The organism is Neolewinella sp. (assembly GCF_965214665.1).
GTDB lineage: Bacteria > Bacteroidota > Bacteroidia > Chitinophagales > Saprospiraceae > Neolewinella.
Window position 1 is genome coordinate 1,038,009 of record NZ_OZ243970.1, and the last position, 23,625, is coordinate 1,061,633.

At 60.0% G+C, this 23,625-nt stretch carries 21 protein-coding genes; 11 read left to right on the top strand and 10 right to left on the bottom strand.

Annotated features, from left to right (window positions below; all coding sequences use genetic code 11):
- The first annotated feature begins 14 nt into the window (after window positions 1-14).
- On the top strand, window positions 15-740 hold the full coding sequence (locus ACOOHD_RS04680) for a YebC/PmpR family DNA-binding transcriptional regulator (RefSeq protein WP_420460409.1): 726 nt from the start codon (window positions 15-17) through the stop codon (window positions 738-740).
- Entirely contained in the window at window positions 730-1,908 is a 1,179-nt protein-coding gene (gene galK, locus ACOOHD_RS04685; protein WP_420460410.1) for a galactokinase, read from the top strand. The genes ACOOHD_RS04680 and galK overlap by 11 nt, the downstream gene beginning before the upstream one ends.
- On the opposite strand, the gene ACOOHD_RS04690 is transcribed toward galK, so the two are convergent.
- Window positions 1,905-3,020 carry a peroxiredoxin family protein gene (locus ACOOHD_RS04690; protein WP_420460411.1) on the bottom strand — a complete coding sequence of 372 codons (1,116 nt, stop codon included), beginning with the start codon at window positions 3,018-3,020 and terminating at the stop codon, window positions 1,905-1,907. The genes galK and ACOOHD_RS04690 overlap by 4 nt on opposite strands.
- A 51-nt stretch (window positions 3,021-3,071) precedes the next feature.
- Complete coding sequence (gene purL / locus ACOOHD_RS04695; protein ID WP_420460412.1) at window positions 3,072-5,312, bottom strand: phosphoribosylformylglycinamidine synthase subunit PurL; 2,241 nt, start codon at window positions 5,310-5,312, stop codon at window positions 3,072-3,074.
- Between the two features lie 190 nt (window positions 5,313-5,502).
- On the opposite strand from purL, the gene ACOOHD_RS04700 reads away from it, so the two are divergent.
- From ACOOHD_RS04700 to ACOOHD_RS04720, 5 genes are all read left to right on the top strand, one after another.
- Complete coding sequence (locus ACOOHD_RS04700; protein WP_420460413.1) at window positions 5,503-5,766, top strand: co-chaperone GroES; 264 nt, start codon at window positions 5,503-5,505, stop codon at window positions 5,764-5,766.
- 54 nt (window positions 5,767-5,820) lie between these two features.
- Window positions 5,821-7,467: a chaperonin GroEL gene (gene groL, locus ACOOHD_RS04705; protein WP_420460414.1), complete on the top strand. Its 1,647-nt coding sequence runs from the start codon at window positions 5,821-5,823 to the stop codon at window positions 7,465-7,467.
- Between the two features lie 124 nt (window positions 7,468-7,591).
- Window positions 7,592-8,092 carry a GbsR/MarR family transcriptional regulator gene (locus ACOOHD_RS04710; protein WP_420460415.1) on the top strand — a complete coding sequence of 167 codons (501 nt, stop codon included), beginning with the start codon at window positions 7,592-7,594 and terminating at the stop codon, window positions 8,090-8,092.
- A 49-nt stretch (window positions 8,093-8,141) separates the two neighbouring features.
- A complete protein-coding gene (locus ACOOHD_RS04715) occupies window positions 8,142-8,732 on the top strand; it encodes a UbiX family flavin prenyltransferase (RefSeq protein WP_420460416.1) in 591 nt (196 codons plus the stop codon).
- A 56-nt stretch (window positions 8,733-8,788) separates the two neighbouring features.
- The gene (locus ACOOHD_RS04720) at window positions 8,789-9,937 is read left to right on the top strand and encodes a THUMP domain-containing class I SAM-dependent RNA methyltransferase (RefSeq protein ID WP_420460417.1); all 1,149 of its coding nucleotides are present in this window, start codon (window positions 8,789-8,791) and stop codon (window positions 9,935-9,937) included.
- Here ACOOHD_RS04720 and mnmA read toward each other — a convergent pair whose 3' ends face one another.
- The gene (mnmA, locus tag ACOOHD_RS04725; RefSeq protein WP_420460418.1) at window positions 9,938-11,041 is read right to left on the bottom strand and encodes a tRNA 2-thiouridine(34) synthase MnmA; all 1,104 of its coding nucleotides are present in this window, start codon (window positions 11,039-11,041) and stop codon (window positions 9,938-9,940) included.
- An 86-nt stretch (window positions 11,042-11,127) separates the two neighbouring features.
- On the opposite strand from mnmA, the gene ACOOHD_RS04730 reads away from it, so the two are divergent.
- Together ACOOHD_RS04730 and ACOOHD_RS04735 are read left to right on the top strand one after the other, a co-directional pair.
- Entirely contained in the window at window positions 11,128-13,317 is a 2,190-nt protein-coding gene (locus ACOOHD_RS04730) for a peptidase domain-containing ABC transporter (protein ID WP_420460419.1), read from the top strand.
- Window positions 13,314-14,573: an HlyD family efflux transporter periplasmic adaptor subunit gene (locus tag ACOOHD_RS04735; RefSeq protein ID WP_420460420.1), complete on the top strand. Its 1,260-nt coding sequence runs from the start codon at window positions 13,314-13,316 to the stop codon at window positions 14,571-14,573. The genes ACOOHD_RS04730 and ACOOHD_RS04735 overlap by 4 nt, the downstream gene beginning before the upstream one ends.
- Here the strand turns inward: ACOOHD_RS04735 and radA are convergent.
- Genes radA through ACOOHD_RS04760 form a run of 5 tightly spaced genes read right to left on the bottom strand, consistent with a single transcriptional unit; the run spans window position 14,570 to window position 19,192 of the window.
- Window positions 14,570-15,979, bottom strand: coding sequence for a DNA repair protein RadA (radA, locus tag ACOOHD_RS04740; protein ID WP_420460421.1), 1,410 nt, complete (start codon window positions 15,977-15,979; stop codon window positions 14,570-14,572). The two genes, ACOOHD_RS04735 and radA, sit on opposite strands and share 4 nt — an antisense overlap.
- Before the next feature lie 41 nt (window positions 15,980-16,020).
- Complete coding sequence (locus ACOOHD_RS04745) at window positions 16,021-16,944, bottom strand: DMT family transporter (protein WP_420460422.1); 924 nt, start codon at window positions 16,942-16,944, stop codon at window positions 16,021-16,023.
- 4 nt (window positions 16,945-16,948) lie between these two features.
- Window positions 16,949-17,683 (bottom strand): ZIP family metal transporter, encoded by a 735-nt coding sequence (locus ACOOHD_RS04750; RefSeq protein WP_420460423.1) that lies wholly within the window; start codon window positions 17,681-17,683, stop codon window positions 16,949-16,951.
- A 39-nt stretch (window positions 17,684-17,722) separates the two neighbouring features.
- Window positions 17,723-18,298 (bottom strand): phosphatase PAP2 family protein, encoded by a 576-nt coding sequence (locus ACOOHD_RS04755; protein WP_420460424.1) that lies wholly within the window; start codon window positions 18,296-18,298, stop codon window positions 17,723-17,725.
- A gap of 12 nt (window positions 18,299-18,310) precedes the next feature.
- Window positions 18,311-19,192, bottom strand: coding sequence for a lamin tail domain-containing protein (locus tag ACOOHD_RS04760; RefSeq protein WP_420460425.1), 882 nt, complete (start codon window positions 19,190-19,192; stop codon window positions 18,311-18,313).
- A 78-nt stretch (window positions 19,193-19,270) separates the two neighbouring features.
- Here ACOOHD_RS04760 and ACOOHD_RS04765 point away from each other — a divergent pair, with 78 nt between their 5' ends.
- Window positions 19,271-19,585, top strand: a complete 315-nt coding sequence (locus ACOOHD_RS04765) for a type B 50S ribosomal protein L31 (protein ID WP_420460426.1) — start codon at window positions 19,271-19,273, stop codon at window positions 19,583-19,585.
- Window positions 19,586-19,667: 82 nt separating this feature from the next.
- On the opposite strand, the gene lpdA is transcribed toward ACOOHD_RS04765, so the two are convergent.
- Entirely contained in the window at window positions 19,668-21,065 is a 1,398-nt protein-coding gene (lpdA, locus tag ACOOHD_RS04770; RefSeq protein WP_420460427.1) for a dihydrolipoyl dehydrogenase, read from the bottom strand.
- A gap of 131 nt (window positions 21,066-21,196) precedes the next feature.
- Here lpdA and ACOOHD_RS04775 point away from each other — a divergent pair, with 131 nt between their 5' ends.
- Window positions 21,197-23,146 (top strand): maltotransferase domain-containing protein, encoded by a 1,950-nt coding sequence (locus ACOOHD_RS04775; RefSeq protein ID WP_420460428.1) that lies wholly within the window; start codon window positions 21,197-21,199, stop codon window positions 23,144-23,146.
- Between the two features lie 3 nt (window positions 23,147-23,149).
- Here the strand turns inward: ACOOHD_RS04775 and ACOOHD_RS04780 are convergent, their stop codons facing one another.
- Entirely contained in the window at window positions 23,150-23,536 is a 387-nt protein-coding gene (locus ACOOHD_RS04780; protein WP_420460429.1) for a hypothetical protein, read from the bottom strand.
- Between the last annotated feature and the right edge of the window lie 89 nt (window positions 23,537-23,625).

Genomic DNA, 23,625 nt, shown 5'->3' on the forward strand with positions numbered 1-23,625 from the left:
AATTTAGACACTGCATGGGACGCGCATTCGAATACCGGAAGGCCCGCAAGATGAAACGCTGGGCCGGTATGGCCAAGGCCTTTACCAAGGTAGGACGGGAGATCAACATTGCCATCAAGGAAGGCGGCCCTGACCCCGATTATAACCCCCGCCTGCGCCTAGCGATCGCCAACGCCAAGGCGGTTAATATGCCCAAGGCCAACGTAGATGCCGCCATCAAGCGCGCCACCGATAAGGACTCCACCAACTACGACGAGGTCACCTTTGAGGGCTACGGTCCGCACGGTATCGCCATCCTCGTGGAAGCTACCTCCGACAATAACAACCGTACGGTAGCCAACATCCGCCACGTATTCTCTAAGTACGGCGGTAGCATGGGCGTCAATGGGTCGGTGGACTACATGTTTTCCCGTAAGGGGCAGTTTCGGGTCGAGCGCGGCGCAATCAAGGACGATTTGGAGGAGCTCGAACTGGAACTGATTGATGTCGGTCTCGACGGCATGGAACAGGACGAGGACGAGGTAACTTTCTACACCGCCTTCGAAGATTTTGGCCGCTTCCAGCAGGAGCTCGAGCGGCGCAACATCGAGGTGGATAGTGCTGAGCTAGTACGCCTGCCCAGTCACACCAAAACACTTTCCGACGATGAAGCGGAGGCGGTCATCCGCCTGATCGACATGCTGGAGGAGGACGATGATGTCGCCAACGTCTTCCACACCATGGACGAGGGTGAAGCATAGCACCCCCCCCACCCTTCCCCCCCACCTCACTGCTTACCTGGCATCGCTTCCGGTAGCCTCCGGGGCTTGGACGGTTCGGCTGCGCTCCCCGGGTCGTATCAATCTCATTGGGGAACACGTCGATTACACCGGCGGACTAGTGATGCCGGCCGCCATCGACAAGGCCATCTACTTCGTGGCCAGGCCGCTATCTACTCCCGAGTGGCGCCTACATGCCATCGACCTCTGCGAGCAACATACCCTCTCCCTACCAATTGAAGGTCCGAGCCCGGAGTTATGGGTCAACTACCTGGCCGGCATCGGCGTGCAGTATCAGGATCAGGGGCAGTTTCTTCCCGGCCTAGAAGTCGTCTTTGGGGGCAATCTTCCCAGCGGCTCCGGAGTCAGTAGCAGTGCGGCCCTCGAGGGAGGTATGGCCTTCCTGCTCAATGAGTTACTTAACACGAAGTTAAGTCGCCCGGAGCTAGCTCAGTTGTGTCAACGCTCCAGCAATACCTTCCTTGGCATTCCCTCCGGCATCATGGATCAGTTTGCCAGCCTCAACGGCCTGGCCACCGGACCAATCGTACTCAACTGCCATACCCTGGAATTCGAGCCGGTGAAGAACGCACTCACTGATTACACCCTGCTGCTTATCAATTCTATGGTTTCCCACGACCTCAGCGACGGGGCCTACGCCGAGCGGGTAGCCGAGTGTCAGCGTGCGCTTGCCGCCATCCAACAACGGACGCCGGAAACTACCCACCTGAGCGCGGCTACGCTGGAAGAGTTGGAAGCCGTGAGCGGTCAACTTGATGAGGTCGCCTACCGCCGGGCCCACTACGTCATTGAGGAAAATGAGCGGGTACGCTCCGCGGTCACCGCCCTGGAGGCGGGCAGCAGCCACAAGCTCGGCCGGCTACTTAATGCCACCCACGCCGGACTGCGCGATGAGTATGAAGTAAGTTGTGAGGAGTTAGACTTTCTACAGCGCGCCGCCACCGCCCTGGATGGAGTAGCCGGCGCCCGTATGATGGGGGGTGGCTTTGGCGGATGTACCCTCAATTTGGTCCGCGAAGATCGTCTTGCTGACGTACTGCAGACGGTAACCGACGCCTACCGGGCTACCTACGCCATTGACTGTGAGTGCTATCCGGTCCGACTAGCAGCCGGCACCTCACTAATTTAAAGCAACCGCTGTAGCGCCTGCTCGATTGAAGCGGCCCCCCGTAGTCCGATCTCCGCGATGTTGCCATCGCGGTCGATCAGGAAGGTGGCCGGGATGGCCTGCACGCCGTACTTCGCCGAGGCTTCTCCTCCCCAGTGTTTTAATTCACTGCCATGGTGCGGCCAAGTGAGGCCGTCCTGCGCGATGGCGTCCACCCACTTCTGCCGTTGGTTTTCGGTCGCCTCCGCAAGCTCTTCCGGTGTAAAGCGCGCCGCTTGCTCCGGCCGCACCCCATCAAGACTCACGCTGTAAATGGTGAAGCCCCGGTCCTTGTACCGCTCGTATACCTTCACCACGTTGGGGTTTTCGCGCCGGCAGGGCCCACACCAAGCCGCCCAAAAGTCAAGTAGCACCACCTGGCCCCTCAGGTCGGAAAGCGATACCAGCTTGCCATCCGGGCCGGGCAGTTTCAAATCCGGTGCCGGCTGTCCGGGCTTGATCAACTGCTGGGCTTTCTGAAAGGCCAGTTGCTGCTTCAGCTGATTGATGTAGGTGGAGTAGGTCGTATAGCTGTCCGCATCTTTTGGTAGCCGCTCGAGCACGGCCTCGTGGATCGGCAGGGCCTGCTCGCCGGCGCGCAGCAGGGCATTGAAGGTGACAAAGGCGGCGGTGTAGGGATTTTTGACGTCGTCTACTAGGGATTGGAACTCGGCCAGCTCCCCTAGCTGTTGCAGTTGCTGCATCGTCCGTACCGTTTCGGTGGCTGCCGCACTGCCACCCACCTCCACGTCGTAATTACTGAAGCTGGCGAGCTCCCCCGTAATATCTACTTCCGAATCGGCAGACTCCAGGGCAAAGGTGGCTTTCTGTGCTCCCACCCTGATTTGGTAGAGCCCACCTTGCAGCGCCTGTGGAAAAGTAAAGCTAAAGTTACCCCGCTCATCGATGGTTGTGCTCTTGAGCATCTCCTTTTCCCCACCAATGGTGATACGGTCTAGGTTTGCGGACAGACCACCAGCCTGGGCCAGCTGCACCCTGATGGTGGTTCCGCCGGAAGAACTCGTCCCATCCGGGGTACAAGAAGCCAACACGGTAAGTAGCGCACAGAGCGGAAGAATAAGCAGGCGGTACATAGGCAGAAGTCCTTTGGGTAAAAAAAGCGTTGCTCGCCCCTTTGGTTGACCCTAGCCCTCCAGGATCATACCCAGGGTCTGACTGTGGCGCAGCTCCCACTCCATTAGCTGCCCCCAATCCTCCCCGTCTACCGTCAGATCGTCCCCCTCCACGCGCCCCAGGACCCGGAACACGACGCCGTGCTCGTGCAGCACCTCCTCCAGGCCGGCCGTCTGCGATTCGTCCGCGCTCACTACTACCCTACCCTGCGCCTCGCCAAACAAGTAAGCATCCTTACGGAAGTTTGCGTCAGTCTCTACGGTAAAGCCGTGTCCGCCCGCGATGGCCGACTCACACAGGGTCTGAAACAACCCCCCGTCACTGACATCGTGTGCACTTTTGACGTGCTGCCCGCGAATCAACGCCAGAATGGCACGCTGCAATTTGATCTCCTCTTCCAGCCTGAAGTAGGGTGCCGGACTGTGCTCCACCCCGTGAACGGCACGTAAGTATTCCGATGAGCCCAGGTCATCGTGGCTCTCTCCTACCAGGTAGATTACGTCGTTCTGATCCCTAAAGCCCAGGGTCATGGTACGTTTGATGTTATCTACCACGCCCAGCATCCCGATGGTCGGTGTAGGGTATACCGGCTCGGTGCGACCGTCCTCGTACTGCGATTGGTTATAAAAACTCACGTTCCCTCCGGTCACCGGTGTATTGAAGGCCCGGCAGGCTTCCCCCATTCCCTTGATGGCGTGCACGAACTGGTAGAACGCCTCCGGATTGTACGGATTGCCGAAGTTCAGGCAGTTGGTGATCGCTACCGGCTCCCCACCGGCACACACGATGTTACGCGCTGCTTCGGCCACCGCGATCATCGTACCCACGTAGGGATCGGCGTACACGTAGGCGGAGTTGCAGTCCGTAGTTACGGCCAGGGCCTTAGTGGTCCCCTTCACCCGCACCAGGGCGGCGGCGGCGGGCTGCTCCTCGGTCACGCTGTTGGTTCGCACCGTGCCGTCATACTGCTCGGTCACCCACTGCTTACTCACCAGGCTTGGCGCCCTAAAGAGGGTTTGGGCGGCGGTGCGCAGGTCCGACGGAAGTGGTACGGAGGTCAGGTCGAAGGCCTCTACTCGGTCGAGGTACCGAGGTCGCCGGGTCTCCCGCTCGTACACCGGAGCCCCCCCACCGAGGACCAGGGGTTCGGCCGGCACATCGGCCACCACCTCGCCCCCCGCCACGAACTCCAACCTGCCGGTATCGGTCACCTCGCCGATCTGCTCACACTCCAGGTCCCACTTGTCAAATACGGCCTGTAGCTCCGCCTCCCGACCGTGCTGGCACACAATTAGCATCCGCTCCTGACTCTCACTCAGTAGGATCTCCCAGGGTTTCATGTCAGCCTGACGGGTCGGCACCCGGTCCAGATCGATGCGCATACCGGTGCCGGACTTGGCGCTCATTTCGGAGGTGGAGCAGGTGATACCGGCCGCTCCCATATCCTGCATACCGACTACGGCTCCCGTGGCGATCACCTCCAGACTCGCCTCCAGTAAAAGCTTTTCCTGGAAGGGGTCACCTACCTGCACGGCCGGCAGGTCCTGAGCGCTGTCTTCGGTCAGATCGGCCGAGGCGAAGGTGGCCCCGTGGATGCCGTCCTTCCCCGTGGCTGAGCCTACGATGAAGACCGGATTACCCGGTCCGTCGGCCGAGGCGGATACCGTCTGTCCTACCCGTACGATACCCACCGACATCGCATTGACCAGGATATTCTGGTTGTAGCTGGGGTGAAAGTAGACCTCGCCACCCACGACCGGGACGCCAAAGCAATTGCCGTAGTCACCGATCCCCTTGACCACGCCGGCCACCAGGTGCTTAGTATGGGCGAGTTGCGGATCGCCGAAGCGTAGACTGTTGAGGGAGGCGATGGGCCGGGCACCCATCGTGAAGATGTCCCGGTGGATGCCCCCTACCCCGGTGGCCGCCCCCTGGTAGGGCTCGATGGCTGAGGGGTGGTTGTGGGATTCGATCTTGAAGGCGCAGGCCAGTCCATCGCCGATGTCCACTAGTCCGGCATTCTCCTCCCCGGCACCCACCAGCAGCCGTTCGCCATCGCGGGGTAACGTTTTAAGCCACCTGATGGAGTTCTTGTACGAGCAGTGCTCGGACCACATCACGGAGAAAATGCTCAGCTCATTGAAGTTCGGGGTCCGGCCCATAATCTCCACGATCCGGTCGAACTCCTCGGCGGTTAGCCCGAGTTGCTTAGCTACGTCTGCATTTACTGCGGGAGAGGGGGCCGTGGCCATAGGGCAAGGTGGTTAAGCGGCAAAAGTAGTCAACGGTAGTGACACACCACCGGCCGTACCCACTGTCTGTAGTCTGACATTTTGACCGCCACCACCGGATGGCACAGTCTTAGCAGCGGCATGCGTGTCAGAAGGCCTTTCGTCCGCTGACCGGAACAACCCAAATTTCATTAACCAAATCATACCATACATGAAGCCGATCAATGATCGCGTAGTGGTCAAGCCCGCTCCCGCCGAAGAAAAGACCGCCGGTGGAATCATCGTTCCCGACACCGCCAAGGAAAAGCCGCAACGCGGTGAAGTTATCGCGGTTGGTCCCGGAAAGGACGGTAACAGCATGACGGTCTCCACCGGAGACATCGTCCTATACGGTAAGTATGCCGGACAGGAACTTAAGCACGAGGGACAGGACCTGCTCATCATGCGGGAGGACGACATCCTGATTATCTTGTAGGATCGCGGATCGCCCCCCATCACAATCTAACTAACTCTAAAATTTCAATTTAACATGGCTAAGGAAATTAGCTTCGACCGTCAGGCACGCGAAAAACTACGCAGTGGTGTAGACGCACTCGCCAATGCCGTAAAGGTCACCCTAGGACCCAAAGGACGCAACGTCGTCATCCAAAAATCATTCGGTGCCCCCCAAATTACTAAAGACGGGGTCACGGTAGCCAAAGAAATCGAACTTGAAGACGCTGTAGCCAATATGGGCGCGCAGATGGTCAAGGAGGTCGCCAGCAAAACCGCCGATATCGCCGGTGACGGCACCACCACCGCCACCGTCCTGGCCCAGGCCATGATCCAGGCCGGCCTGAAGAACGTTACCGCCGGTGCCAACCCCATGGACCTTAAGCGGGGCATTGACCTGGCTACCAAGAAGGTTATCGAGCACCTGAAGGGACAGAGTGAGGTGGTCGGCGACGATTTCGATAAGATCCAGCAGGTCGCTGCTATTTCGGCCAACAACGACAACGAGATCGGTAGCCTCATCGCCGACGCCATGCGCCGTGTGAGCAAGGACGGCGTGATTACCGTCGAAGAAGCCAAGGGTACGGATACCTACGTCGAAGAGGTGATGGGTATGCAGTTCGACCGCGGCTACCTAAGCCCCTACTTCGTGACCGACACGGAGAACATGACCACCGAGTACGAAAACCCCTACATCCTGATCCACGATAAGAAGATCAGTAACATGCAGGACATCGTGCCCATCCTGGAGCAGGTAATCCAGAGCGGTCGCCCGCTGCTGATTATTGCTGAGGACATAGAAAGTCAGGCCCTTGGTGTGCTGGTAGTCAACCGCCTGCGCGCTCAACTAAAAGTGGTAGCCGTCAAGGCTCCCGGCTTCGGCGATCGTCGTAAGGCCATGCTCGAGGACATCGCTACCCTGACCGGGGGTACCGTCATCAGCGAGGAGAAGGGCTACAAGCTTGATCAGACCACCGTGGATCTACTCGGTAGCGCCGAGAAGCTCACGGTCGATAAGGACACCACCACGATCGTAAACGGTGCCGGCTCGGCCGACCAAATCACGGGTCGGGTCAATCAAATCAAGCAGCAGATTGAGTCTACGACCTCCGACTACGACCGCGAGAAGCTCCAGGAGCGCCTGGCTAAGCTTGCCGGTGGTGTAGCCGTACTTTACGTAGGTGCTGCTACCGAGGTGGAGATGAAGGAGAAAAAGGACCGCGTCGACGATGCCCTGCACGCTACCCGTGCTGCCGTCGAGGAAGGTATCGTAGCCGGTGGCGGCGTCGCCCTGGTTCGCGCCATCGATAGCCTGGAGGGCCTCGAGGGCGAGAATGAAGACCAGAAGATCGGTATCCAGATCGTCCGCAAGGCACTGGAGTCTCCCCTACGCACCATCGTCGATAACGCCGGTGTAGAAGGCAGCGTCGTGCTCCAGAGTGTACGCTCCAACAGCGGTAGCTACGGCTACAACGCCCGTACCGGAGAGTACGAGGACCTGAAGGCTGCCGGTGTGATCGACCCCACCAAGGTGACCCGCATCGCACTGGAAAATGCTTCGTCCATTGCCGGTATGGTACTGACCACCGAGTGTGTCATTAACGACAGGCCTGAGGCAGAGAGCGCCATGGGCGGCCATAGCCACGGCGGCGGTATGCCCGGTGGTATGGGCGGCATGATGTAAGTCCATTATCCTGATGGACCCCAGGTACGAACCCCGGCCGAGTTAGCTCGGTCGGGGTTTGTTGCGTACACTCTAAATACCGACTGGGGTTAAACTAAGCCGTAGACACTCACCTTACCCCACTATGGAATTGCAAGAGGGAAAAGATAAATTTATCGAGGCCTGGGGAGCACTTGGTAGCTCCTGGGGCGTGACGCGTACCATGGCCCAGATCCACGCCCTGCTTCTGGTGGCTAGCGATCCCCTCAGTGCCGAAGATATTATGGAGGAGTTACAGATCAGTCGCGGTAATGTTAATACCACCACACGGATGCTGCTGGACTGGGGGCTGGCCCACAAGAAGTTGATCCCCGGCGAGCGAAAGGAATTCTTCGTGGCCGAAAAGGATATGTCAAAGGTGGTCAAGAACATCATCATCGCCCGCAAAAAACGGGAGCTCGAACCCATGCTGCACCTACTGGATGACCTCACGGGCGTCGAGGGGGACACTGCTGAGGCGGAGGAGTTTCGCGAGGTAGTCAAGGAGCTGAAGTTGTATAGTCATAAGGCAGATTCGGCCCTGGCCGCACTGGTTAAAGTCGACTCCAACTGGTTTTTCTCGACCTTTCTAACCATGATCAAGTAATCAGTGGCAGAACGCAAGGGTAGGTAATCGATACGGTCAAAAGGTAAAGATGTCTGGGAGAAAAGTAGTGGTTGCGGTAGGTGGGAGTAGCGGCTCGTTGTACGCAAAGGTGCTACTTGACCGGCTTCAAGAGTTAAAATCAATCTGGGAAAATGTTGGAGTAGTAATTACCGAGAACGGTAAGTACAATTGGCAATTTGAGTTGGGGGATGAGGGGTGGCGGGACTATCCCTATGCCTACTATGGGCAGCGGGACTTTACTGCACCCTTTGCCTCCGGCAGTGCCCACTACGATACTATGCTCGTCTGCCCCTGTAGCATGGGGTTGATGGCGCGGATTGCCTCCGGTGTGTCCAACGATCTGATCACCCGGGCGGCCGATGTCATTTTGAAGGAGCGCCGCCGGTTGATTGTGGTGCCGCGTGAGGCACCGTATAGCCTCATTCACCTCAGGAACATGACAACCATCACCGAAGCGGGAGGAATAATTTGTCCGGCCGTACCCTCCTTCTACTCGGGGGCCACGACGGCCGAAGAGATCGTGCGTACGGTGGTCGACCGTGTGCTCGACCTAGCCGGCTTCGAGCTGCCCGATGCCTACCGCTGGGGCGAGTCCGAATCTCTCGATGCCATGGATTAGCACCACCTTTGCACCTGCGGTCCCGGCCAACTCATTACTCACCCTTATTACAACTCATGGCTACGCTTGATCTTGCCTTCCCTACCCTAGCCGGACTCGAAGAGGTGCTCGCCGCGGAACTGCGCGAGCTGGGAGTGACCGATCTGCAGGCCGGACGACGGGTAGTAACGGGTCGGGGAAACCGGACGCTGGTATACCGTGCGAACCTCGAACTACGCACGGCGCTGCGTGTGTTGATCAACATCGATGCCTTTCGGGCGGACCGGGAGCAGGAGCTCTACGACCGGCTGCGGGCCACGAACTGGCGAGCGTACCTGAAGCCGGAGGGGACGCTCTACATCGATGTAGTGGACCCGGGGCGGTGGTTTCGTAATACGCACTACATCGCCCAGCTGGCCAAGGACGCCATCGTGGATCAGATGCGCGATAAGTACCAGACCCGGCCCTCGGTGGATAAGGGCAATCCCGACTTGCGCATTCACCTGCGGATCCACGGAGAGGGGGAGGTGGACCTGAGTGTAGACTCCTCTGGCGCGAGCCTACACCGTAGGGGGTACCGCCGCCGCACCGGGGAGGCGCCCATCAATGAGGTACTGGCGGCGGGAATGCTGGCTATTGCCGGATTTACGGGAGAGCAACCCTTTGTGGATCCTATGTGCGGCTCGGGAACCATCTTAGCGGAGGCGGTGATGCGGGCTACGTACCGTCCGCCGGGGCTACTGCGGAGTTTCGGCTTCGAGCGGTGGCCGGACTTCGACCCGGCCGAATGGGGGAGTTTGCGGCAAGCGGCTATGGATCGGATCGTACCGCTACGGCAGCCGATCCTGGGAGCGGACATCGACGGGGTAGCCATCGCCGTCGCCCGAGCTACACTGGACCGCGCTGGCGTACTGCCGCTGGTGGAACTGCGCACCTCCGCCTTCGCTGACCTTACCCCCCTGCCCGTGTCACCCGAGACGCCTGGCCTACTGGTTACGAACCCACCCTACGAATTCCGAATGGAAACCGGAGATATTGAAGGATTTTACCGCGGCATTGGAGATACGCTAAAGCAACGGTGGGCCGGTTACACAGCCTGGCTGATCTCGGCAAACGCGCGGGCGGTCAAGCGGGTGGGTCTACGAACGAGTCAGAAGGTGCCGCTGATGAACGGTCCGGTGGAGACGCGCTTCTGTAAGTACGAGCTGTATAGCGGAAGTCGGTAATCACCGCGAGGCGTGAATCAGTCCACCCCCCACCACATCATCCCCCTCGTAAAACACCGCACTCTGGCCTGGAGCCACGCCGCGCACCTCGGCGTAGAACTCTACCGAAAGCCGGTCCGGGGCGAACTGATCGACGAGACTCAGGGTGCCCTGGTCCTTATAGCGCACCTTCGTGACGAGTTCGAGCCCGCCCGCGGGCAGCTCGGCGTACTTCTGTAGCGTAGCACCACCTACCAGCATGCCGTTCTTTACTAATGCATCGACCGGACCGAGGGTCACGGTATTGCTAGTGGCATCTATCTTGGTGACGTACATGGGCTGTCCAAAGGCCTGCCCCAGGCCCTTACGCTGGCCGATGGTATAGAAGGGGTAGCCGTCGTGGGTACCTATAACCTCCCCACTGGTGTCGACAAAACTGCCACCGGCAACCCGTGCTTCGAGCTCCGGAAGGCGCCGTTTGAGGAAGCCGCGGTAGTCGTTGTCGGGTACGAAGCAGATCTCGAAGCTTTCGGCCTTCTTACTCAACTCTTCGTAGCCAAAATCGTAGGCGAGCTGGCGCACCTCCGGCTTAGTCATGTGGCCTAGTGGGAAGCGGCTACGGGCCATGCACTCCTGGCTTAAACCCCAGAGTACGTAGCTCTGGTCCTTCTTATCGTCGGCGCTCTTGCGTACGTGCCAGCGCCTGGCCTCGGTCTGACGCAGTTGGGCGTAGTGGCCCGTGGCGATGAACTCGCAGTCCATGGCATCGGCGCGTTTGAGCAGGGCACTCCACTTGATGTGGGTATTGCAGAGCACGCAGGGGTTCGGGGTACGACCGGCCATATACTCGTCGACGAAGTTGTCGATCACGTGATCGCCGAACTCCTCTCGGATGTCGATGATGAAGTGGGGAAAGCCCATCGCGACGGCTACCGAACGGGCGTCGTTGATGGAATCCAGGCTACAGCAGCCGGTTTCTTTTTTGCTGCCGCCGGAGTTGGCGTAGTCCCAGGTTTTCATGGTGATGCCGACCACCTCGTAGCCCTGCTCGTGCAGGATCATGGCCGTCACCGTGCTGTCGATGCCGCCGCTCATGGCGACCAGCACGCGTCCTAATTTGCTCATACGGTTGATTTTCGCACGGGTGGAAGGGCCCGGCCAAAATAAAGGAGCCAGTCTAACGGTCTTATCTTCACCAAAGTTCTATGCGTTTGACCTACTACCAACAGTTCGAGGAGATGGACTGCGGGGCGGCCTGCCTGCGCATGGTAGCAAAGTATCACGGCCAGGACTACGGCCTGGAGGAGCTTCGGGAGCGCACGCGAATCAGCCGGGAGGGGGTAAGTCTACTCGGCATCAGCGAGGGCGCCGAAAGCATTGGGTTACAAACCCTGGCCCTCACCGTCGGGCTTCCCCAACTGGAACGGGAGGTGCCCCTACCCTGCATCCTGCCGTGGCGGGAGGACCACTTCGTGGTACTGGAGGATACCACGGGCGGCGTGTTTACCATTGCTGATCCCGATCCAGCGGTAGGCCGCACGCAGCTAGGCCGACTGTCGTTCATCGAGGCCTGGTCACATTCCCTATCGGAGGCCGGCACCTTTGCCGGTAGCGTGCTGGTGCTAGAACCGACCCCCGGCTTTGCCACCCGTACGGGGAGCCCACCACTTACCGGCGGACTGCGCTACGTGTGGCAGTACATTCGGCAGTACCGTAGCCTGAGTCTCAATCTCGCTGCCGGAGTGATACTCACCCTGCTTCTCGCGCTACTACTGCCTTTTCTAATTAAGAACCTGGTGGACCAGGGCATCGTACTCAACGACCCGGACCTGATCGTGCTGATCGTCATCGCCCAGGGCGTACTGCTTTTATCCACCACCGCGCTGACGGCGCTACGGCGCTACGTGCTTGTTCACATTGGGGGCCGGATCAACGTCAGCCTGGTCAGTGCCTACCTGGCTAAGCTCGTGCGGCTACCCATGGAATTCTATGACAGTCGCAGCCGGGGCGATCTGTTTCAGCGGCTACAGGATCACAGCCGGATCGAACAGTTCCTTACGGGCAGCACCCTACCCCAGGTGTTTAGCATGGTGAGTTTCGTAGCCTTCGCGGCCGTACTCGTGCTCTGGAATCCTACCCTGTTCGCGGTCTTCCTACTGGGTACGGTGCTGCAACTGGCGTGGGTCGTACACCTGCAACGGCGGAAGCAAAATCTGGACCGGCTGCACTTCGAGCAGTCAGCCAATAATAGCGAGCTGCTGATGGAAATCATCGACGGCATGGCCGAGATCAAGCAGCACAACGCCGGTCAGCAGCGCCGCTGGGCCTGGGAGCGTCAGCGCGCCACACTCTACCGGACGACGGTGGCGCTCAACAGCCTGGAGCAGACGCAACGCACCATCGGCACCCTGATCAACCAGTGCAAAAGCCTATCCATCACGCTGCTAGCCGCCCTTTCGGTGGTGTCGGGTGATCTGTCCATCGGTGCACTAGTAGCCATTCACTACCTACTGGCCCAGCTCAACAGCCCGATTGAGGAGCTGGGGGACCTCGTGGCTGCCTACCAGGAAAACCGCATCGGCATGGAACGGATCCAGGAGATTCACCGCAAGGACGATGAGCAGTCTGCCACTACGCCTAAACTACGCGTGATTCCGGAGCGGGGCCAGGTCACGCTGCAGGATATCACCTTTCGGTACCGCGTACCCAATGCGCCCTGGGTGCTACGGGGCGTCACGGCGGCCCTACCGGTAGGAAAGGTCACCGCGCTGGTGGGCTCCTCCGGCAGCGGAAAATCAACGCTGCTCAAACTACTAGTTGGCTTTTACCTCCCGGAGGCCGGCGAACTCCGGGTGGGGGGCACTAGTCTGTCGAGTCTGGATCTCACCTTCTGGCGCGAGCACGTCGGCATGGTGAGCCAGGAGGGCTACCTGTTCAGCGATACCATCGCCCGTAATATCGTGCTGGGAGAAGAGCGCGTGGATCAGGCCAGGTTGCTGGAGGTGGCCAAGGTGGCGCAGCTCGACCGCTTCGTGGAGGGGCTACCCCAGGGCTACGGCACGAAGGTGGGGGCCAGCGGCATGGGACTTAGCCGGGGACAACAGCAACGCATCCTGCTGGCCCGGGCCATCTACCCCCGGCCCCGCTACCTGTTCCTGGACGAGGCCACTACCGCGCTGGATGCCTTCACCGAGCTGACGCTGATGGACAGTCTCCTGACCTACATGGAGGGCTCTACCATCCTGCTGGTGGCCCACCGCTACACTACCTTTGAACGGGCCGACTACGTGCTAGTGCTGGACGGGGGCCGTATCGTAGAGCGCGGCACCCACGCCGACCTGATGGCCGAAGGACGTACCTATTACCAGCTGGTCCGCAACCAAACTTTGCTGGGACAGTGACCGACCTGCGCCATAGCCCCGAGGTAGAAGCGGTGCTGGGTCGGCCGGCACCCTGGGTAGCCCGCCGCGGTATGCTCGTGCTGGGTCTGCTAATCCTAGCGCTCCTACTTCTAAGCGGACTTTATCGCTACCCCGCAACGCTACGGGGCAATCTCGTGCTGACGACCGTAGACCCGCCCCGGCGACTACAGGCACCCCGAGATATGACGCTGGATCGGGTGCTGATCGCGAACCGAGATACGGTGGAGGCCGGACAGACGCTGCTCCTTGCTACCGATGCGCGGGCGCGCTTCGAGCACGTGCTGGCGCTGGAGGATCGCCTCCTCGAATTCAGAGGCAGCAGTCCGGCCAGGCTCCTCCAGTTGACCGTGTCGCCGAAGCTTCTCCTGGGCCCCCTACAGGATGCGGTCAATGTATTTCAGCAACGGCAGGAGGTGTACCGCAATCTCGCCGACCGCAGGCTCGATGGCTACACCTCCGCTGAGCTAGCGAACATGATTGGTGCTACCGAACGGGAGATCCGGCAACTGCGCAGCGGCCAGACCGCGGTGGAGGATGCCGCGGCGCGCGCACGGACCGAGCTGCAGCGGGAACAAACTCTACAAAACGAAGGCCTCCGCAACGCAGATCGCCTGGCCAGGGCCCAGGAGCAATCGGTGCAAGCGGAGGAGACCCTTCAGGAACGGATCAGTGCCCTGCGCTCCGCGAGTCTATCCATCGAACTGATGCGCAATCAGATCGAAGCCTACCGCAGTGGGCAGCAGGGCAGCAACCGGCTGGCGGCCGACGAGCTCGCCGAGGCCTTCGGACAGCTACAGGCTGCGGTAGCTAGCTGGAAAGGGGAGTTTACCGTAGTGAGCCCCGTTACCGGCACCGTACTCCTCCAGCCGGAGATCAAGGGCGGGACCTACGTACGCGAAGACCAGCTGCTTGCCACCGTATTACCGAGCGATGCCGGCACCACCGTAGGGCGGGTAACGGTACCCGTAGCGGGCAGTGGCCGGCTGACGGTCGGCCAGGACGTGGTAGTGGCATTCGACCGCTGGCCCGCCCTGGAGTATGGTTCGGTCCACGGGCGGGTAGCCTCCATCGGGCTAGTGCCGGTCGATGATCAACTTACCCTGGAGGTGGCCTTTCCGGAAGGCCTGGTGACCAGCACCGGTGGCCGAATTGAGGCTAGCCCCCTGATGCAGGGCCAGGCTACCATCATCGTGGATCGGCGACGATTACTCAGTCGACTCCTCGACCGCCGCTAGGCAAATAGCGCCTCGAAGAGCTCACGCACAGTGGCTACGGTATGGATACGGATGCTGTAGCGGTCGGGATCAAGGCCCTTGGTGTTGTACTTACTTACGTAGATGCCCCGAAAGCCCAGCCGGTCGGCTTCCTGAATACGCTGTTCGATGCGGGTCACGGCGCGTATTTCTCCACTTAGTCCCACCTCCCCGGCAAAGCAAAGATCCGGTGGCACCATCACGTCCTGCGCTGAGGAGAGAATAGCCGCGATGATCGATAGGTCGATGGCCGGGTCATCCACCCGCAGCCCACCGGCGATGTTGAGAAACACGTCCTGGTTGCCAACCGACAGGCCGGCCCGTTTTTCCAGCACCGCTAGGAGCATCGACAGCCGGCGCAGATCGAATCCGGTGGCGGACCGCTGCGGATTGCCGTACACCGCGGCACTTACCAGAGCCTGGGTCTCAATGAGCATCGGCCGCATGCCCTCCAGGGTAGCGCAGACAGCGGAGCCCGACAGATTCTCGTCGCGCTCACTCAGCAGCAGCTCACTGGGGTTGGATACCTCCCGCAGTCCGGAGGCCTCCATCTGGTAAATACCCAGCTCGTCCGTGGAGCCAAACCGATTTTTGAGCGTCCGCAGGATGCGGTAGGTGTAGTTGCGGTCGCCCTCGAATTGTAGTACCGCATCCACGATGTGTTCCAGCAACTTTGGGCCGGCGATACTCCCCTCCTTGGTGATGTGTCCGATGAGAAAGACCGGAATGCCACTCTCTTTGGCGAAGCGTTGGAGCTCGGCGGCGCACTCGCGCACCTGACTGACCGTGCCGGCCATGCTCTCGACGTGCGGACTGGCCAGTGTCTGAATCGAGTCCGCGATGAGTAGGTCCGGCTTCAGCGCCGCGGCGTGTTTGAGCAGGGCATCGGTATTCGTTTCGGTCAGTAGGTAGCAGTGCTCCCCCGCTCCCCCCAGGCGGTCGGCCCGCATCTTGATCTGCTCCTCGCTCTCCTCGCCACTGATGTAGAGCACGCGCTTGCCCAGCCGCAGGGCAAGTTGGAGCAGCAGGGTCGATTTACCGATGCCGGGCTGCCCGCCGAACAGCACGATACTTCCCGGCACGATCCCCCCCCCGAGCACCCGGTTGAGCTCGCGGTCGGGTGCGATTAGGCGTTCGACCGCACCGGCCGTGACGTCGTCTAGTAATACGGGCCGCGGACCCTTACCGATCGGACCGGCCGCCGCTGCCGCCGCTCCGTTACCCACCTGCCGCCAGTCGGGCTTGTTTTCCAGACGATCGTTCTTGGTTTTGACCACCTTTTCTTCCACCAGAGTATTCCACTCCCGGCACGCGGGGCACTGCCCCATCCACTTGGGGCTCTCCGCACCGCAGTTGGTACAGAAGAACGCCACTTTTACCTTTGCCATGCTGCTGTTTTCGAGCCCGAAGATACTACAATTTGTTTTAACTAGCGGCCTTTGCTACGGCCAATCACCACCACTCCGCTGATAATCAATGCCGCCCCGAGGCCCTGCAATAGGTTCATGTGCTCGTGCAGGACTACGTACTCCAGCACAATGGTCGCCACGGGCCCCACGGCACCGATGATGGCCGCATCTCCGGCCCCAAGTCTGCGTACTCCCTCGGTGACCAGATAACTTGGAATTACGGTACAGAACACCGCCATCACGCCACCGTACACGTATACCGCTACCGGCAGCCCCAGCAGGGGATCGCTACTGAGCATCACGTGCAGAATCACGCTCAGGGAAGCCGTGATCAGTGCCAGGCTCGTAAACCGCACGTTACCGAGGCGGGGGGCCAACCGACCGCTACCGATCATGTAGGCACTGTACAGTAGGGCACTTAGGAAAATAAATCCGGCCCCGGTCGCAAACCCGCTTCCCACCCGCAGGTCAGAACCACCAAAGGCCACGACGATACCGAGGTAGCAAATGCCGGTCGCGATCCACTGCACCCTACGGATGGGCGTACCGAATACCAGGCGCTGCAGTAGCAGCACCATCGTGGGATAGGTAAACAAAATAACCCGTTCCATCCCCGCGCTCAGGTACCTGAGGCCCAGGAAGTCCGCATAGCTGGCTAGGTAGTAGCCCACCACCCCGAGCACGACGATGGTGAAAAAATCGGCGACCGTCATTGGCGCACGCGTCGCTCGGTCACCACTTCGGAAGTGGGCGATCAGCAGAAAGAGCGGCAGCGAAAAGATCATCCGCAGCCCGAGCAAACTGATGCTACTGACCTCGTACCGGTACGCCAGCTTGATGATGATCCCCTTCGAGCTAAACAATACTGCACCCAGCAGCAGGCACAACAAACCGATGAGGCGGATACGGGCGGGGTCGCCGGTGCGAAGTAGGTGGTGCGACATCAAGTCAGTGCGCCGTGAGGTAAGCCACCCCCATGCCCGTGAGAATCACTACGAATTTACGGGCGGAAATCCCGTGTTGGTGCGTCCCGTCGGCCTCAAAGAGGATGGTAGTGGAGATGTGAAGAAAGCTACCCACCACCAGGGCCAGGATGTTCGCGCGCCAGACGGGATTGATACTCACCACCTCGGCAAGTGCTGCACCTAGCGGGGAGAGCGCCCCGAAGACCAGTAAGCAGCCCCACACGAAGGCGGTACTGTACCCCGAACTACGTAGCAACAGCCCTAGGGCAAAGGCGGCCGGTAACTTATGAAGTACGATACCAAAGAGCAAATGATCTCCGTGTGTTGCACCAGCGGCCCCGCCCCCTATGACCGCCCCCGCGCCAAGCGGTAATCCTTCCAACAAAGCGTGCAACCCCAGGCCGATCATCACCTGGATGCCGTAGCCGTAGCGCGCCTGCCGGTGTACGTGCACGTGCCCGTGCTCCACGCCCTGACTAAGCCCCTCTAGAAGTAGCTGAACGAAAAAGCCGAGGAGTAAGAACAGTCCCGGCCCTCCCGCTCCCCGCGCGCCAAACACTTCGGGCAGTAGCTCCAGGGCGGCAATAGCGAGTAGATAGGCCCCACTAAAGGAGAGTAGCGTAGGCAGCTGCTTGCGGGCGCGTTCCTCCCCGAGGAGTGCCAGTCCGCCGCCAAGGATCGCGGTACTGAATAAGAGTAGGTACTGCCAGAGGGCCATACGGGAGTGCGTGGTGATGCAAACGCCGGCGCGCGCGGATTAGTTAATCGGCGGCCGTAGGGGGGTCCTGATAGCCAGACGACCGACCAGGCGGTAGTAGACCATGACGCCGATGATGGCCACCGCAGTACCCAGGAATGCGCCGGCCAGGACGTCACTGGGGTAGTGCTTGCCGACGTAGACCTGCGCCAGGCCAATGGACGTTGCCCACAGGAATAGCGCTAGTCGCCCCACGGTCCCGCGCACCCACGTGAGACTGAGGACCACAGCCACGGCGAAGTGGTTGGTGGCGTGGTTGGAGGGAAAGCCGTAGGCTCCTCCGCAGCTGACGAGCTCCCGCACCCGACCGGCCAGGCTCGGCTCGGCGCAGGGCCTGAGGCGGCCGACCCAGGGCTTGAGTAGTGTGGCAGCGAGCTGATCGGCAATGGCAATAACTGCCGCTATACACAGGATGAGGTAGAGCGAGCGCCGCCAGCCGTAGGTGCGCACGAGGAAAAACAGGAACAGGAGGTATAGGGGGATCCAGGTCGTCTTTTCCCGATAGATCGGTAGGACCGCGTCCAGAAAGGGACTGGCGAGTTGGTGGTTGAAGAAGTCGAACAGAATTTGATCCACGGGCGGCGGGCCTTAACTGGAAAGCACGGCTACGAACTTAAACGTAGCGGTGCGCCCATCGGGGTGGAAGAGGTTGACGAGCAGCACGTAGGGGCCAGCGGGTTGTAGCGTGCCGGTAGAGTCCCGGCCGTCCCAGTTGAGCGCGCCCCGGGTGCCCAGCAGCTCGGTACGCGGCTGGGATGCAACGGGCCGGCCGGCGGAGTCAAACACGGCCAGCTGGGCTAGCCAGCCCGGACGAGCGGTGCGATAGGTGACTGTCGCGGAGCGCTGCCGGCCACCGGATGCCGGAAAGAATACCGGCTCTGAGAGCTGTACATCGGGCCGGGTTACTGCCGCTACATCCCCCTGGGAATTTGGCTGGGTGGGGGTACCGTAGCCCGCGCCACTGGCGGCACTGTGCCAGTTGTCCTTCGTATCGCTTGGGAGGTCGAAACTGCGCCGCTCTAGGCTTACCCCCTCCGGGTCGATCAATACGCTGTGCATCGACTCCTCGTAGTCGAATCGATCGAGCAGCACCCCGTCTACCGTGAAGATCTCGACAGTACCCGACGTATTGGGTAGGGAAGGTAAATCAAGGTCCAGTACAAAGTCGGGATGGGCGTCAGGGAAGTGCATCAAAATATCCTGCGGATTGTCGGTAAGCACCACATAGGCTGCCGGGGGAAGCCACTGCTCCGTAGTCAGAGTGCGGGTGGTTCCGCGGGCGTTGATGAGCTGGAGTCCGTTGATGGAAAGGGTATCCGCGGAGGCATTGTACAGCTCCACAAAGTCGGCGCCCTCCCCCACCGGATCGAAGAGTATTTCGCTGAGCAGCAGATCGCCCGGGGCGGGCGGGGCCTGGGCGGCGAGGCCGAGCGATAGAAGAACAAAGATGGAAACAAGCAGCCGCGGCATACTGCAAACATACCACCCCGGGGGCGTTTGCGCGAACGCGGAACTAGCCGTACCTTTGCGCGCTAAACTAGAAAAGTAATGCAAAAGGAGCTGCACCCCGCAAGTTACCGCACGGTAATCTTCCGCGACATCAACGCCAACGTCAGCTGGTTGGGACGCTCGTGCGCCAAAACGCGCGACACCGATACCTACGAGGACGGTAAGGAGTATCCCCTCATCAAACTTGAGATCTCGAGCGAAAGCCATCCTTTTTTCACCGGTAAGATGCAGTTTGTCGACACGGCCGGTCGGATCGATAAGTTCAACAAGAAGTTCGGTAAGAGCCGCTTTGCGAAGAAGACGGAGGAGGAGACTGCTCCTGCCGAGGCTGCCGCCGAAAAGGAGGAGGTTTAGGTCACTACTTTTAACGCAATGAAAAAGCCCCGACTGGATGCGAGATCCAGCCGGGGCTTTTCAATTTACTTGTCCGCCGAGTCTATAGATGAATGACCTCATCGTAGGCAGCAGCCGTAGCCTCCATCACCGCCTCGCTCATGGTGGGGTGCGGGTGGACGGTTTTGATGATCTCGTGGCCGGTGGTTTCTAGCTTACGGCTGGCCACGACCTCGGCGATCATTTCGGTGACGTTGGCCCCGATCATGTGGGCGCCGAGCCATTCGCCGTACTTGGCATCGAAGATGACCTTGACAAAACCCTCCTTGGCACCGGCAGCGCTGGCTTTACCGGAGGCGGAGAAGGGAAACTTACCCACCTTTACCTCGTAGCCGGCCTCCTTGGCGGCCGCCTCCGTGTAGCCTACGCTGGCGACCTCGGGGGAGCAGTAGGTACAGCCCGGAATGTTACCGTAGTCGAGGGGCTCCGGCTTCATGCCCGCGATGGCCTCGACGCAGATGATGCCCTCGGCGCTCGCTACGTGGGCCAGGGCCGGGCCGGGGGTGACGTCACCGATCGCGTAGATGCCGGGGACGTTGGTACGGTACTCGGCGTCGACGTGAATGAGGCCACGGTCTACTTCGATACCTAGGTCTTCCAGTCCGATATTCTCCGTATTAGGGGTGATGCCGGCGGCGGATAGGACCACGTCGCACTCGATGATTTCCTCGGCACCTGACTTGCGGTTCTTGGTGGTCACCTTGAGCACGTCGCCACTCGTATCTACGTTTTCTACACTGGTATTTGCTAGGGTTTTGATGCCCTTCTTCTTGTACACCTTAGCGAGTTCCTTGGAGATATCGGCATCCTCACGGGGCACCAGGCCCTGCTCCATGTATTCCACGATCGTCACCTCGGTGCCGATGCTGCTGTAGAAGTAGGCGAACTCCACGCCAATGGCACCGGCACCTACGACCACCATCCGCTTGGGCTGCGTGGGCAGCGTCATGGCCTTACGGTAGCCGATGATCTTCTCACCGTCGATGGGCAGGTTGGGAAGCTGACGTGCGCGGCTGCCTACGGCCAGGATGATGTGCTCGGCATCGTAGGTGGTGGCCTTTCCGTTTTCGTCGGTCACCTCTACTTTCTTGCCGCGTACCAGCTTGCCGTTGCCGGCCAGCACCTCGATCTTATTCTTTCGAAAGAGGAAATTGATGCCTTTGCTCATCCCGTCGGCCACGCTGCGGCTGCGCCCGATCATTTTCTCAAAGTCGGCCTTGGGCTGCTCGACCACGATGCCGTAATCGCCCGCGTGGCTGATGTATTCAAATACCTGGGCGCTCTTCAGCAGTGCCTTAGTGGGGATACAGCCCCAGTTGAGGCAGATGCCTCCGAGGCTTTCGCGCTCGACGACGGCGACTTTCATGCCCAACTGGGCGGCTCTGATTGCGGCGACGTAGCCGCCGGGTCCACTTCCGACGACGATGAGATCGTATGCCATGTAGTAAGGTAGGGTTGATGGGGTAAAGGGGTGTAACGCGGGAGACTTGGGCTTGGTTGGAGCGGGGTAAATTACTGGGTAAATCGTACATCTACGTGAACGTCCGCCGCGCCAATCCTTTCTATGCCTTTATGCTTTCCCAAAGAACCAATATGCAGAATCGTACCATCATCGACCACGTCAATCCCCAGATCAACAACGGCAGATTTCCGATCAAGCGGGTCGTCGGAGAGCGGGTCGAGGTGGACGCCAAAATATTCGGCGATAGCCACGATTACCTCCGCGCCGTGCTGGCTTACCGAAAGGCGGGGGCAAGTGAGTGGCAGGAAATCGAAATGGAAGAGGAGGCCAACGACCTCTGGCGGGGCAGTTTTACCGTAGACGAGCAGGGCATGTACGACTATAAGCTCGTGGCCTGGGTCGATCACCTTAAGACCTGGTACCGGGGCTTCAAGAAGAAGCGGGCCGACGGGCAGGACATGTCCGTAGAACTCCGGATCGGGGCCAACTTTCTGAGCGAGGAGGCCGATACGCTGAAGGGCAGCGGTAAAAAGGAAGTGACCGCGGCCATTCAGCAACTCGGGGGTGAGACCGAGACGGCGGTTGACTACGTGCTCGGCGATGCCTTTGCCGATGTGCTGCACCGGTATCCCCTGCGCCGCCACGAGACCACCTACGATCTGAACCTACGCGTAAAGGTAGGCCGCGCCAAGGAGCGCTTCAGCAGCTGGTACGAGCTCTTCCCCCGCTCAACCTCGCCGGACCTCAACCGCAGTGGTACCTTTAAGGACGTAGAAAATCTACTGCCCCGCATCCAGGAGCTCGGCTTCGATGTGCTGTACATGCCGCCGGTGCACCCCATCGGCTACCGCAACCGCAAGGGCCGCAACAATGCCACCGAGGCTATGGAAGGAGAGCCGGGTAGCCCCTGGGCCATCGGCGCGAAGGAGGGCGGGCACAAAGCCATCTTACCCGAGCTCGGTACGATTGACGACTACCAGGCCCTGCTCACCAAATGCACGGAGTACGGTATGGAGGTGGCCCTGGATCTAGCCTTCCAGTGTGCCCCCGACCACCCCTATATCGAGCAGCATCCAGAATGGTTCATCTGGCGGCCCGATGGGTCGATTATGTACGCCGAGAACCCTCCGAAGAAGTACCAGGACATCGTACCCATCAACTTCGAGACCGAGGACTGGAAGGCACTATGGGAGGAACTACTCAGCGTCACGCTGTACTGGTGCGAGGCCGGGGTGCGCATCTTCCGCGTGGACAACCCCCATACCAAGCCGTACCGCTTCTGGGAATATATTATCCGTGAGACAAACGAGAAGTACCCCGACGTCTTCTTTCTCGCCGAGGCCTTCACCCGCCCGGCCATTATGGCGGAGCTGGCTAAGCGGGGCTTCCAGCAGAGCTATACCTACTTCACCTGGCGCACGACCGCCGAGGAGATGCGCGAGTACCTCGAAGAGCTCACCACCACGGAGCTTTCACAGTTCATGCAGCCGAACTTCTGGCCCAATACCCCCGACATTCTCGCCTACGAGATGATGGGGGCGGGGGAAAACCAGTTCGTCAAGCGCCTACTACTGGCCGCTACTCTATCGAGCAGCTACGGGCTCTACGGTCCCAGCTACGAGATCCAGGAGAACCGCGGTAACACCAACGGCAAGGAGGAATACTATGACAGCGAGAAGTACGTGGCCCGCCACTACGACTGGTCGTACCGCAACCGCGTCACCGAAACCTATACCCGCATCAACGAACTGCGTCGCGCCCACCCCGCGCTGCAGCAAACCAACAACATCGTCTTTACCGATACTACGAATCCGCAGCTCCTGAGCTACGTGAAGTACAGCGCCGACCGCAAGAGCATCATCTGGTGCGTGGTCAATTTCGATCAAGATCAGCCGCAGGATGGCTACTGCGCGGTGCCAAAGAAGCTCCTGGGCAACCCTAAAAGCTTCCGCGTCAACGAACTGCTCACCGACCTGACCTACTGGTGGAATGGGGAGGCGAACTACGTGCGGCTGGATCCGGGGTACTGGCCTGCGCACGTGCTGGAGGTGGTGCTATAGGACCTACCGCGCCAAGTTCCGCACAAACAGGTACTGTGTACTACCCCCCGTAGTGCTAGCATTGCCCTCACTGGGGAGCACCATGGCCTCTACGTACGTCCAGCCGTTGGCGATGAGGTAGTTCACTGCGTGCATCACGGAGTTGAAGCGGATACGGTCGCCCGTGCTGGGGTCGATGACCTCCATGCGGTTGCGGCTGCCGCCGTTGATGGTCTGGCCGTAGTCGATGAAGATGGTGACCTTGTTGGATAGGAAGCGCTCCTGGGCAATCATGCGCACCATCTGCACCTCCTCCAGATTGTTGATGTTGACGCCATCGACGACGACCTGGGAGAAGGCAGCGGTGGCCGTGCCGAGAAGAAGGGTGAGCGTGAAGACAAGCTTTTTCATTAGGAATGGCTTTTGCTAGGAAGAATGCACCTGCGGCCCCGCCGTATGTGCCGCTGAGCAAGTATAGGAGTTCCTTAACGAAATAGTGA

Excerpts from the sequence above, each read along its gene's own strand:
- ACOOHD_RS04680 (WP_420460409.1), top strand. The coding sequence starts at position 15 with ATGGGACGCGCATTCGAATACCGGAAGGCCCGCAAGATGAAACGCTGG.
- ACOOHD_RS04690 (WP_420460411.1), bottom strand. The coding sequence starts at position 3,020 with ATGTACCGCCTGCTTATTCTTCCGCTCTGTGCGCTACTTACCGTGTTG.
- purL (WP_420460412.1), bottom strand. The coding sequence starts at position 5,312 with ATGGCCACGGCCCCCTCTCCCGCAGTAAATGCAGACGTAGCTAAGCAA.
- ACOOHD_RS04700 (WP_420460413.1), top strand. The coding sequence starts at position 5,503 with ATGAAGCCGATCAATGATCGCGTAGTGGTCAAGCCCGCTCCCGCCGAA.
- groL (WP_420460414.1), top strand. The coding sequence starts at position 5,821 with ATGGCTAAGGAAATTAGCTTCGACCGTCAGGCACGCGAAAAACTACGC.
- ACOOHD_RS04710 (WP_420460415.1), top strand. The coding sequence starts at position 7,592 with ATGGAATTGCAAGAGGGAAAAGATAAATTTATCGAGGCCTGGGGAGCA.
- ACOOHD_RS04715 (WP_420460416.1), top strand. The coding sequence starts at position 8,142 with ATGTCTGGGAGAAAAGTAGTGGTTGCGGTAGGTGGGAGTAGCGGCTCG.
- ACOOHD_RS04720 (WP_420460417.1), top strand. The coding sequence starts at position 8,789 with ATGGCTACGCTTGATCTTGCCTTCCCTACCCTAGCCGGACTCGAAGAG.
- mnmA (WP_420460418.1), bottom strand. The coding sequence starts at position 11,041 with ATGAGCAAATTAGGACGCGTGCTGGTCGCCATGAGCGGCGGCATCGAC.
- radA (WP_420460421.1), bottom strand. The coding sequence starts at position 15,979 with ATGGCAAAGGTAAAAGTGGCGTTCTTCTGTACCAACTGCGGTGCGGAG.
- ACOOHD_RS04745 (WP_420460422.1), bottom strand. The coding sequence starts at position 16,944 with ATGTCGCACCACCTACTTCGCACCGGCGACCCCGCCCGTATCCGCCTC.
- ACOOHD_RS04750 (WP_420460423.1), bottom strand. The coding sequence starts at position 17,683 with ATGGCCCTCTGGCAGTACCTACTCTTATTCAGTACCGCGATCCTTGGC.
- ACOOHD_RS04760 (WP_420460425.1), bottom strand. The coding sequence starts at position 19,192 with ATGCCGCGGCTGCTTGTTTCCATCTTTGTTCTTCTATCGCTCGGCCTC.
- ACOOHD_RS04765 (WP_420460426.1), top strand. The coding sequence starts at position 19,271 with ATGCAAAAGGAGCTGCACCCCGCAAGTTACCGCACGGTAATCTTCCGC.
- lpdA (WP_420460427.1), bottom strand. The coding sequence starts at position 21,065 with ATGGCATACGATCTCATCGTCGTCGGAAGTGGACCCGGCGGCTACGTC.
- ACOOHD_RS04775 (WP_420460428.1), top strand. The coding sequence starts at position 21,197 with ATGCTTTCCCAAAGAACCAATATGCAGAATCGTACCATCATCGACCAC.
- ACOOHD_RS04780 (WP_420460429.1), bottom strand. The coding sequence starts at position 23,536 with ATGAAAAAGCTTGTCTTCACGCTCACCCTTCTTCTCGGCACGGCCACC.